Source organism: Streptomyces sp. NBC_00820, assembly GCF_036347055.1.
Lineage (GTDB): Bacteria > Actinomycetota > Actinomycetes > Streptomycetales > Streptomycetaceae > Streptomyces.
Genome location: NZ_CP108882.1, coordinates 3914131 through 3925290, shown reverse-complemented (window position 1 = coordinate 3925290; position 11160 = coordinate 3914131). Strand labels below are relative to the sequence as shown.

General features: G+C 71.2%; 10 protein-coding genes. 2 read left to right on the top strand and 8 right to left on the bottom strand.

Annotated features, from left to right (window positions below; all coding sequences use genetic code 11):
- Window positions 1-343: 343 nt before the first annotated feature.
- The 5 genes from OIB37_RS17775 to mshD form a co-directional block, all read right to left on the bottom strand.
- On the bottom strand, window positions 344-964 hold the full coding sequence (locus OIB37_RS17775; RefSeq protein WP_330458593.1) for a response regulator transcription factor: 621 nt from the start codon (window positions 962-964) through the stop codon (window positions 344-346).
- A gap of 264 nt (window positions 965-1228) precedes the next feature.
- Complete coding sequence (locus OIB37_RS17770; RefSeq protein WP_330458592.1) at window positions 1229-1672, bottom strand: NUDIX hydrolase; 444 nt, start codon at window positions 1670-1672, stop codon at window positions 1229-1231.
- A 19-nt stretch (window positions 1673-1691) separates the two neighbouring features.
- Window positions 1692-2855: a CHAD domain-containing protein gene (locus tag OIB37_RS17765; RefSeq protein ID WP_443058170.1), complete on the bottom strand. Its 1164-nt coding sequence runs from the start codon at window positions 2853-2855 to the stop codon at window positions 1692-1694.
- Window positions 2836-5190 carry an RNA degradosome polyphosphate kinase gene (locus OIB37_RS17760; RefSeq protein ID WP_330458591.1) on the bottom strand — a complete coding sequence of 785 codons (2355 nt, stop codon included), beginning with the start codon at window positions 5188-5190 and terminating at the stop codon, window positions 2836-2838. Before OIB37_RS17760 ends, OIB37_RS17765 begins: the two co-directional genes overlap by 20 nt.
- 252 nt (window positions 5191-5442) lie before the next feature.
- Complete coding sequence (gene mshD, locus OIB37_RS17755) at window positions 5443-6369, bottom strand: mycothiol synthase (protein ID WP_330458590.1); 927 nt, start codon at window positions 6367-6369, stop codon at window positions 5443-5445.
- A gap of 168 nt (window positions 6370-6537) precedes the next feature.
- Here mshD and OIB37_RS17750 point away from each other — a divergent pair, with 168 nt between their 5' ends.
- Window positions 6538-8340: a bifunctional metallophosphatase/5'-nucleotidase gene (locus tag OIB37_RS17750; RefSeq protein WP_330458589.1), complete on the top strand. Its 1803-nt coding sequence runs from the start codon at window positions 6538-6540 to the stop codon at window positions 8338-8340.
- 57 nt (window positions 8341-8397) lie between these two features.
- Here OIB37_RS17750 and OIB37_RS17745 read toward each other — a convergent pair whose 3' ends face one another.
- The 3 genes from OIB37_RS17745 to OIB37_RS17735 all read right to left on the bottom strand — a co-directional run bounded on the left by OIB37_RS17745 (window position 8398) and on the right by OIB37_RS17735 (window position 9673).
- The gene (locus OIB37_RS17745; RefSeq protein ID WP_330458588.1) at window positions 8398-9135 is read right to left on the bottom strand and encodes a PH domain-containing protein; all 738 of its coding nucleotides are present in this window, start codon (window positions 9133-9135) and stop codon (window positions 8398-8400) included.
- Window positions 9136-9229: 94 nt separating this feature from the next.
- Window positions 9230-9472, bottom strand: a complete 243-nt coding sequence (locus OIB37_RS17740) for a PH domain-containing protein (protein ID WP_443058169.1) — start codon at window positions 9470-9472, stop codon at window positions 9230-9232.
- A 57-nt stretch (window positions 9473-9529) separates the two neighbouring features.
- Window positions 9530-9673 (bottom strand): hypothetical protein, encoded by a 144-nt coding sequence (locus tag OIB37_RS17735; RefSeq protein WP_330458586.1) that lies wholly within the window; start codon window positions 9671-9673, stop codon window positions 9530-9532.
- A 270-nt stretch (window positions 9674-9943) separates the two neighbouring features.
- Between OIB37_RS17735 and OIB37_RS17730 the strand changes: the two genes are divergently transcribed.
- The gene (locus tag OIB37_RS17730) at window positions 9944-11152 is read left to right on the top strand and encodes an IS110 family transposase (RefSeq protein ID WP_330458585.1); all 1209 of its coding nucleotides are present in this window, start codon (window positions 9944-9946) and stop codon (window positions 11150-11152) included.
- The last annotated feature ends 8 nt before the right edge of the window (window positions 11153-11160 follow it).

Here is an 11160-nt window from a genome sequence, read left to right as displayed (position 1 = left end):
GACGATCTTTTTGGACGAGTGGTGCCGCTTGTAGCACACGATGTCTCTGTGCGGCCGGTCGGTGTTTTTCTGCAGTCCAGAGTTCGCGAACGTCGCACTTGTGGCACGCGGGCTCTGTGACGTGGCATTTGCCTCGGACACCGAGAAGCCGCACACTCCCGCCACCAGACAGGAAGCCGCGGCGACACCGATGCTCAGCGATGTTCTCTTTTTCATGTCACCTCACCTTGTGCTCGTCAAGTGAGGCGCTGGATCAACCAGTGCCCCGCATTCGACCTAATTAATGCTGAGGTGAGGAGTTCGGGAGATCAAGGGGTGGAACGGTTGAAGTGTGTGGGCAGGACTACCCCTTTTTCGAGAAGTCGTCGGCCATGTCCTGTCGCAATGCCAGGCGGGTGAGATCCGCCCTGCGGCGTGAGCCGGTCTTGCGGCGTAGTCTGTCCAGATGGGAGTGGACCGTGTGCTCGCTGATATTGAGTTTCGAGGCTATCTGCCGGTCCGTGGCCCCGCTTGCGACGAGCTCCAGCACCTGTCGCTCCCGTTCGGTGATTTTGATTGTGTGGGGACTCTGTCTGTCGGTGTTGGTGGAGAAGTAACTTCGGCCGGAGGCCACCGTGCGGAATGCCGTCAACAACTCGGATTCCTCGGTCTGAAGGCTCAGATATCCGCGGACTCCGGATTCGATGGCCGAGATCAGATCGGTCTGGGCCGCACAGGAAGAGAGGACGACGACCGCATTGCCCTGCCGGTGCAGGCGGGTGACGAGATCGCATCTTTCTTGGAGGGAAATGCGCAGACTGAGTACGACGACATCCGCGTTTCCCACTTCGTATCGCAGCCCGTCGGTACGCCTGATGGAATTCACTTTTTCCAGGTCCGGGGCGGCTTCGATCACCTGCGAGAGGCCACGCTGAAGAAGCGGGCAGTCACAGATGACCGCTATGCGCGTCAGGTACTGGCTCATCGAGATTCCATGGAGGACATGGCCGCCGCCGGTGGGGGACTTTCACACACCCAACCAGCGGCCGAACCGGGTGATCTCCAGCATCACCCCTTCGGCGGACTTCGGCATGTCGAGATCGCGTCCAGGGGCATCGGGCGCGTCCCGCCACGTCGGGCAGTGCGGCCCGCCCCCGTCAGGCAGCGCGTTCCGCGATCCGGCCGCCGGCCGCCCGCTCGACGCGATGCCGGGAAGTGAGGGTCGATCGGATCACACCCGTCGTCGGCGTCAACTGTCGCCGTCCATGGGGAACTTGCCAGGGTCGATGTCGATGGCCGCGAGCGCCGGAGCGATCAGCTCCCTGTCCCGTACATAGGTCAGGCGTTCGCGGGCCTCGTCCGGTGACACCCAGACCAGCTCGCTGACTTCGTCGTTCGGGGTGAAGTCCCCGTCGGCCGACTCCGCTGCCCAGTACCTGACTTCCTTCTTCCGGCCGGCGTGGTCGTCGTAGCGCAGAGTCGGCAGGTCCGCTCCGAGCCGGCAGGCGTGGCCGGTCTCCTCCCCCACTTCGCGCACGGCGGCCGCGCGGGCCGTCTCGCCCTTCTTGAGCTTGCCCTTGGGCCAGGACCAGTCGGACCACCTGGGCCTGAAGACCAGGGCCAGTTCGACGTCCCCGGCGGAGGAGCGGCGCCACAGGACACAGCCCGCCGCCTGGACCGTGGTGTCGTTCACGCCGCCTCCTCGGGTCGGTTCAGAGCGCGGTGACCGTCCGCGGCTGCCAGGCCTGCTGGAAGGCGAACCGGGACGCCTCCACCTCGTGCCGCTGATCGGCGTGGAGCACGCCGAGCGCGTACGCCGTCGCCGGTGCGATGCGGGGCGTACGGGCGGCCTGGGCCGCGGCCGACGCCGCCTCCGAGGCGTCCCGGTGCCGGTCCAGGGCGCGGCCGGCCGCCGGCAGGCGGACGTCGACGGGCGCACCGCCGCCGGCCAGCACCTCCTGGGCGTACCGGTGCAGGCGCAGCAGCAGGCGGACCTGGTGCCAGGGGCCGTCCTGCGGATGCGGGGACGGGTCCGGGGACAGGCCGTGGACCAGCGCCTCCGCGTTGTACGGATGGCCCGCCGTGACCAGCGGCAGCGCGGCGATGGCGTTCGTGAGGCGCTCCGCCGCCGCCGCGGCCGGCGGACGCGGGTCCGCGGCCGGGGCGGCGGGGGCCAGCGGCACCTCGCTGGCGAGTACGGCGACCCTGTCGGCGACCGCGTGGAAGCGGGAGGAGCCGAGCACCTGCAGCGCCGTGGAGTGGGCCCGGGTGCGGGCGAGGGTGAGCCGGCGGTCCAGCAGGGCGCCCGCCTTGGCCGCGCCCACGGTGAGGGGACCGCGCTCCGGCACGGCCGCCGGGCCGACGCCGCCCGCGCCCGGAGCCGGGGCGAGCGCGGCCGTCAGGGGCGCGCCCGCGGTGACGGCCCGGGCGGGCGGCGCCGTGGTGCCCGACAGCCGGTGCAGCGCGAGCAGCAGCCGCTCCAGCCGGGCCTCGTAGGCGTGCTCCAGGCCCAGCGTGCCCGAGACCCAGGCCAGCTCGGGACGCATCGCGTCGGACCAGTCGCCGTCCAGCAGCGCGCGGAAGGTGTGCAGGCCGGCGCTGATGCGGCGGGCCGAGCGGCGCAGGGCCCGCGCCGCGTCGACGGACTCCTCCGCGCCGGCGGCCCCGGCGCCGCCGGTCTCCCGGTGCAGGCGCAGGGCGCGGAGGAACTCCGTGGCCTGGGCGCGCAGGTAGACCGCGAGGGCTTCCCCGGTGAGGGGGTTTCCCGGCTCGGGGGAGTCCCCCGGCCCGAGCGGGGCCGGAAGCCGGGGGGAGGCCGGGAGCCGGGTCGAGCCCTGGGCCGGGGAGTGAGCCGGGTCAGGGTTTCGCTGTGCCACGCCGGCGCCTCCGGGCGTCTATTTGCATCTCCTGGATGTTGCGCAGCGGCTGTCCGTCCGCGTCGGTCGCGTGCCGGGTCCACTCGCCGTCGGGGCCGAGGTGCCAGGAGGCGGTGCTGTCGGACATGCCGGTGTCGAGCAGGCGGTTCAGGGTCGCGCGGTGGCCGGGGTCGGTGACCCGGACCAGGGCCTCGATCCGGCGGTCGAGGTTGCGGTGCATCATGTCGGCGCTGCCGATCCACACCTCGGGCTCGCCGCCGTTGCCGAAGGCGAAGACCCGGGAGTGCTCGAGGAAGCGCCCGAGTATCGAGCGCACCCGGATGTTCTCCGACAGACCCGCGACGCCCGGCCGGACGGCGCAGATGCCGCGCACCCAGACGTCCACGGGCACGCCCGCCTCGGACGCCCGGTACAGCGCGTCGATGATCGCCTCGTCGACCATCGAGTTGACCTTGATGCGGATGAAGGCGGGGCGGCCCGCGCGGTGGTGCTGGACCTCCTTGTCGATGCGGGAGATCAGGCCGTCCCGCAGGGACTTGGGAGCCGTCAACAGGCGGCGGTAGGTCTCGCGGCGGGAGTAGCCGGACAGCCGGTTGAAGAGGTCCGAGAGGTCGGCGCCGACCTGCGGGTCGGCCGTCAGCAGGCCGAGGTCCTCGTACAGGCGGGCCGTCTTCGGGTGGTAGTTGCCGGTGCCGACGTGGCTGTAGCGGCGCAGGGTCTCGCCCTCCTGGCGCACCACCAGGGACAGCTTGCAGTGGGTCTTCAGACCGACCAGGCCGTACACGACGTGGCAGCCGGCCTCCTCCAGCTTGCGCGCCCACTTGATGTTGGCGTGCTCGTCGAAGCGGGCCTTGATCTCGACCAGGACCAGGACCTGCTTGCCCGACTCGGCGGCGTCGATGAGCGCGTCGACGATCGGGGAGTCGCCGGAGGTGCGGTACAGGGTCTGCTTGATCGCGAGGACGTCCGGGTCCTGCGCCGCCTGCTCCAGGAAGGCCTGGACGGAGGTGGAGAAGGAGTCGTAGGGGTGGTGCAGCAGGACGTCCCGCTGGCGCAGGGCGGCGAAGATGTCCGGCGCGGACGCCGACTCGACCTCGGCCAGGTCGCGGTGGGTGCCCGCGACGAACTTCGGGTACTTCAGCTCGGGCCGGTCCAGGCCGTGGATGCGGAAGAGTCCGGTGAGGTCCAGGGGGCCGGGCAGCGGGTAGACCTCGGCCTCGGAGATCTTCAGCTCGCGCACGAGGAGGTCCAGCACCTCGCGGTCGATGTCCTCCTCGACCTCCAGGCGCACCGGCGGCCCGAAGCGGCGCCGCATGAGCTCCTTCTCCAGGGCCTGGAGCAGGTTCTCGGCGTCGTCCTCCTCGACTTCGAGGTCCTCGTTGCGGGTGAGCCGGAAGGCGTGGTGCTCCAGCACCTCCATGCCCGGGAACAGCTCCTCCAGGTGCGCTCCGATGACGTCCTCCAGCGGGACGTACCGGCCGGGCGTGGCCTCCAGGAAGCGGGACAGCAGCGGGGGCACCTTGACGCGGGCGAAGTGCTTGTGGCCGCTGACCGGGTTGCGCACGACGACGGCCAGGTTCAGCGAGAGGCCGGAGATGTACGGGAAGGGGTGCGCGGGGTCCACGGCGAGCGGGGTGAGCACCGGGAAGATCTGGTGCCGGAAGAGCGTGAACAGGCGCGCCTGTTCCTTCTCGGTCAGCTCGTTCCAGCGCAGGATGCTGATGTTTTCGTCCGCGAGGGCGGGGGCGACGTCCTCCTGGAAGCAGGCGGCGTGCCGGGCCATGAGCTCGCGGGAGCGGGCCCAGATCATCTCCAGCACCTCGCGGGGCTGGAGCCCGGAGGCGGAGCGGGTGGCGACACCGGTGGCGATGCGGCGCTTCAGGCCGGCCACCCGGACCATGAAGAACTCGTCCAGGTTGCTGGCGAAGATCGCCAGGAAGTTGGCGCGCTCCAGCAGGGGGGTGTTCGGGTCCTCGGCCAGCTCCAGGACGCGCTCGTTGAAGGCGAGCCAGCTGCGCTCCCGGTCCAGGAAACGCCCCTGCGGCAGCGAGGCGTCCTCACCCTCGGACTCCTCGTAGGAGTCCAGGTCCGCGTCGAGGTCGGGTTCCAGATCGGAGACGGCCGCCGCCACCGTGTGCGGGCGGTGGGCCGCTATGGAGCCCACGGGGGGCTGGACGTGCTGGACCTCTGCCTGGGCTTCTCGCTGACTCATGAACCCATTCTTCCGCGCCAGGGGCGTCACGGGCGCGTCGGAACGTGCGGGCGGGAGCGTCAGGGCCCCGTTCCCCGCGGGCCCCTCGGGGGGCGGCGAAGGCTCTGGCACGGCGGGCTTCATTGGCTGAGCGTCGCAAGTTCGTCTGAATCGACGGTTACGAAGACATGACGTACGGGATAGCGCGGGGCGACCCACGGGGATCACGGGCCGCAGAGGAGCCCGCGGCGGACCGGGGAAACCCGTCCTCGGCGCGCCCGGAAACGGCGGTCCCGTACGGCGCTCCCCGACGGAGGGCACCCACGGGACCCCGGTCAGCCACCGGTCGGTCGCCGATCAGCCACTGATCAGCCGCAGGTCAGCCGCCGGTCAGCCTCACGTCTCGCTGCGGTACATCAGGTCGGTCTCGTGCGTGGTGAAGCCCAGCCGTTCGTAGACCGACACCGCCGCCTTGTTGTCCGCGTCGACGTAGAGCATCGCGGTCGGCAGGCGCTGCCCGGCCAGGTGGCGCAGGCCGATCGCGGTCAGGGCCTTGCCGAGGCCGCCGCCCTGGTGGCCGGGGCGCACGCCGAGCACGTAGACCTCGCCGAGTCCCTCCTCGGCGTGCTCCTTGGTCCAGTGGAAGCCGATCAGCTCCCCGCCCCGCTCGGCGAGGAAGAAGCCCGCCGGGTCGAACCACGGCTCGGCCTTGCGGTCGTCCAGGTCGCGCTGGGTCAGCGAGCCCTGTTCGGGGTGGTGGGCGAAGGCGGCCGCGTTGACCGCGAGCCACGCCGTGTCGTCCTTGCCGGGGACGAAGGTGCGCACCGTCACCCCCTCCGGCAGCACCGGCTCGGGCAGCTCCAGGTCGTCCAACGACCGCCGCATCTGGCGCAGTTCGCGGAACAGGGTCAGTCCCAGCACCTGGGCGAGGTGCCGGGCGGCCGGGTGGCCGCCGTGCGCCCAGACCCGCAGCCGCTTGCCGGAGGCGGCGAGCAGCGCCGAGCCCAGCGCCCGCCCGTGGCCGCGCCCCCGGTGTGCCGGGTGGACGACGAGTTCGGCGGCCGGCGCCTCCACCGGGTCGGTGTCCTCGAGCTGCGCGTATCCGACGAGTTCGTCGCCGACGTGCAGCAGCAGATGGGAGACGCCCGCGCGGGTTCCCCCGCGCAGCTGCAGCCGCCCCTGCTCGGACACCGGCTGCTGTCCGTCGACCCGGGCGGCATCGGCGAGCAGTCCGAGTACCTCCTCGGCCTGGTCCGGGGCGAGTTCGGAGTGCGTTCCGATGGAACGGGAGGGGAAGGGCCGTAGGGTGTCGTCGCTGCTCATGCGTACGAGGGTACGGGGAGGCCGGGGCGAAGCGCCCGCACCGCAGCGGGTGAAGGGACCGGCGGGGCAAAACCGGCACGTGACGGTGAACCCCCTGTGGCCCTACGCGCGTTGACCGTAGGCTGCGCCGCGACGGAACCATCGACACAGCGGACACCCAGGGGACGCATGCCGCCCGCACCCGCTTCGCGCCACCGCACCGGACGCCGTACCCACGGCCTGCTCGCCGCCGCGGAGGGTCTGGCCACGGCGGCCGCGCTGACCGCAGCGCTCCCGGCCGACGCGCACGACGGCGGCGGACACGGCCACCGGCCGGGCCGCTACCAGGACGTCCAGCTCCTGTCCTTCAACGACCTGCACGGCAATCTGGAGTCCCCGTCCGGCTCGTCCGGCCGGATCACCGAGCTGCAGCCGGACGGCACGACGCGGACCGTCGACGCGGGCGGCGCCGAGTACCTGGCCACCCACCTGCGCCAGGCCCGCGCGGGCCACCCGTACTCGGTGACGGCGGCCGGCGGCGACATGGTCGGCGCCTCCCCGCTGCTGTCGGGCCTCTTCCACGACGAGCCCACGATCGAGGCGCTCGGCAAGCTGAAGCTGGACGTCACCACCGTCGGCAACCACGAGTTCGACGAGGGCGCCCGGGAGCTGGCCCGCCTGCAGAACGGCGGCTGCCACCCCACCGACGGCTGCTACACCGGCAAGCGGTTCAAGGGCGCCGGCTTCCCCTACCTCGCGGCCAACGTGCAGGACGAGAAGACCGGCAAGCCGATCCTCAAGCCGTACTGGGTCTGGAAGAAGAAGGACGTCAGGATCGGCTTCATCGGCGTCACCCTGGAGGGCACGCCGGACATCGTCTCGGCGGACGGGGTCAAGGGCGTCGCCTTCAAGGACGAGGTCGAGACGATCAACAAGTACGCCAAGGTGCTCCAGCGCCAGGGCGTGCGGTCGATCGTGGCGCTCATCCACGAGGGCGGCTTCCCGGCCTCCGGCGCCTACAACTACGACTGCGACTCCCCTGGTGCCGGCGCCGGCATCTCCGGCCCGATCGTGGACATCGCGAAGAACGTCACGCCGGCGGTCGACGCCCTGGTCACCGGCCACACCCACGCCGCGTACGTCTGCACGGTCCCCGACCCCGCGGGCCGGCCCCGCATGGTCACCTCGGCGGCCTCCTTCGGCCGCCTGTACACGGACACGACGCTCACCTACGACCGCCGTACCGGCGACATCGCCCGTACGGCGGTGCGGTCCGCCAACCACGTGGTGACCCGGGACGTGCCCAAAGCCGCGGACATGACCGACCTGATCTCCCGCTGGAACGCCCTGGCGGCCCCGATCGGCAACCGCCCCATCGGCTACATCTCCGCGGACATCGACAACACCGGTGACGAGTCCCCGATGGGCGACCTGATCGCCGACGCGCAGCTCGCCCACGGCAAGGAGCTGGACCCGAGGACGAGTCTGGCCCTGATGAACCCGGGCGGGGTGCGGTCCGGCCTGACCTACCGGGCGAAGGGCGCCGAGGGCGACGGGGTCGTCACCTACGCCGAGGGCTTCACCGTCCAGCCCTTCGCCAACACCGTCAACCTCCAGGACTTCACCGGCGCCCAGCTGGTGCAGGTCCTCAAGGAGCAGGTGAGCGGGGCCAACGCGGCCGCTCCGAAGATCCTCCAGCCGTCGGCCGGCCTGACCTACACCCTGGACCTCACCCGGTCCGGCGCGGACCGCGTGGTCACCGACTCCGTCCGCCTCGACGGCCACCCGGTCGACCCGGCCGCCACCTACCGCGTCGCTACCAACAGCTTCCTGGCAGGCGGCGGCGACGGCTTCCCGACGCTGGCCCAGGGCACGAACGACCTGGTGGGCGAGGACGACCTGGCCGCACTGGGCACGTACCTGACGGCCCACTCGTCCGCGACCAGCCCGCTCGCGCCGCCGGCGGCGGACCGGATCACGGTCGTGCAGTAGGCGCGGTGCGCCGGAAGTGACGTCGGGGGCGGCCGGACCGGCCGCCCCCGACGTGTGTCACGCGTTTTGCCGGTCGCGGGGGACCAAGAGCTTCCAGCACGCGTGGAAGAGGGCGGAGAACAGGGCGAAGGCGCCCAGCGGAATCAGCAGCGTCAGTAGGACCACGGGCGAGCCGTCCGTGGTCATGAGCAGCCCGATCGACAGTACGGACATGCACCCGAAGACGATGAGCGTCGCCACGACCGCCCAGCGCCAGGCCCTGCGGTGCGCGGCCCGCCGCTGGATCAGCGCCTCGACCTCCGGCCGGCGCGCCCACGCCGTGCCGCGGTACTGGGCACCGGCCGCCAGCAGGCCCGCGGCCTCTGCCGGCGGGTTGTCCAGCTGCCAGTCGTCCAGGTGCGGCAGGAGGAAGCGCCGGCCTTCGGTGTCGTACAGGTAGGTGAGCCAGCGGCGGGCGTAACGCGAGGCGTTCGGGATGGGCTCGGCGCGGATGTCGTAGATGGCGGGCCAGGCATGGGTGCGTTCGGTCAGTGCCCGCCGGGCCGTGATGCCGTGCGGCCCGACCAGCGTGCGCCCGCGCCACATGAAGAGCGCCGTCCGTGCGAGGGCCAGCGCGAAGAAGACGACGAAGAGGAACCAGGCCCACCGGAGCACGCTGTCGTGTGTCATGGCCCGGGAGGCAGCGATGACCGGGAAGGCGAGCGGCCCCAGGATCTTCCCCAGGGGTGTCTTCCGGTACTTGCGGTACTCCCACTCGATGCCGCCGCCGACCGACGGCGTGCCGTCCTTGTCCACCGCTGTTCTCCCCACCCGGGGCGCACGAACACGTGCGCGACTGGGGAGAGGATAGGGGCGCCCCCGAGCGCCCCTATCAGGGGCATGCCTTATGTCAGCGCAGGGACTCCACCTCGGTGGCCAGATCCGGCAGGAGGCGGTCGTTGACGCACGGCAGTTCGGTCCGGCGGCCGTCGGCGTCGTACAGGCAGGCGATGTTGCGGGGGCCGGACGACCGGGTGTTTCGGACGGCCTCGATCCGCAGGTCGTGGATGTTCTGCCAGCCCCAGGTCCGTGCCTTCAGAGCACCGCTCACCGTGATCCCGTCGGCCCGTACGAACGTGCCGGCCCGCAGCACGAAGAGCAGCCCCCAGCCGCTCGCCGCGACCTGGAGCGCGCCCAGGACGCCCTAAAGTCAGAGCGGCTTGACGCCCTGCACCTCCGCGTACGCGCAGACCACGATCACGATCCACAGCAGGCCGCCGGTCGCCCGGTTGAGCCACTTGCGCCGCACCTGGTACGCGCGCTCGGTCCCGCCGGTCAGTGAAGCCCCGTTCATGCCCCCGCCCCGTTATCTTTTTCGCGGTCCTGCAAGAGGGCCGCTGGCCTCCGGGCCCGGCATGACTGTTGCCCCCTGTCGAACGGATGACCTGGGGGGTGGTGTCACCGGGTCCGAGGGGTGCCGTCGGAGACGCTGATCAGAGGCCCGACCACCGCCCGGCCGGGCGCAATGCCCGGCATCCTGCGGGCGGCAGGTCTGCATAACGTGGATGCGCGCGAACGGACCCACCGCCAAGGCCGGCATCGGATCGAACCATGTGGGGGCACGGTGATCGATATCGACCAGGTGGGCGTCTTCCTCGGCCTGGACGTCGGCAAGAGCACGCATCACGGCCACGGCCTGACCCCGGCCGGCAAGAAGGTCCTCGACAAGCCGCTGCCCAACAGCGAACCGAAGCTGCGGGCCGTCTTCGACAAGCTCCGGGACAAGTTCGGCACCGTGCTGGTGATCGTGGACCAGCCCGCATCCATCGGCGCCCTGCCCCTGACCGTCGCCCGCGAGACAGGCTGCCAGGTCGCCTACCTGCCCGGACTCGCGATGCGGCGGATCGCAGACCTCTATCCCGGCGAGGCCAAAACCGACGCCAAGGACGCGGCCGTCATCGCGGACGCAGCCCGCGCCATGCCCCACACCCTGCGCTCTTTGGAACTGACCGACGAGACCACCGCCGAACTCACCATGCTCGTCGGGTTCGACCAGGACCTCGCCGCCGAAGCGACCCGCACGTCCAACCGCATCCGCGGCCTGCTCACCCAGTTCCACCCCAGCCTGGAACGCGTCCTTGGCCCACGCCTGGACCACACGGCCGTCACCTGGCTCCTCGAACGCTACGGATCCCCGCAGGCTCTGCGGAAAGCCGGCCGGCGCAAGCTCATCGAGGTCATCCGCCCCAGAGCACCGCGCATGGCCCAGCGGCTCGTCGACGACGTCTTCGACGCCCTCGACGAACAAACCGTCGTCGTCCCCGGCACCGGCACCCTCGACGTGATCGTGCCCTCGCTGGCCAGATCGCTGGCCGCCGTCCACGAACAACGCCGAGCCCTCGAAGCCCAGATCGCCGCCCTGCTGGAGGCCCACCCTCTTGCCGAGGTCCTGACCTCGATGCCCGGCATCGGCGTCAGGACCGCCGCAGTCCTCCTGACCACCGTCGGCGACGGCAGCTCGTTCCCGAGCGCCGCCCACCTCGCCTCCTACGCAGGACTTGCACCCACGACCAAGCAGTCCGGAACCTCGATCCACGGCGAGCACGCCCCCAGAGGCGGAAACCGGCAGCTCAAACGCGCCATGTTCCTCTCCGCGTTCGCCGCCCTCCACGACCCCGCCTCCCGCACCTACTACGACCGCTGCCGAGCCCGAGGCAAGACCCACACCCAGGCCCTCCTCCGTCTCGCCCGACACCGCATCAGCGTCCTGTTCGCCATGCTCCGCGACGGCACCTTCTACGAACCACGCGTCCCCGAAACAGCCATCGCATGACCAGCCCG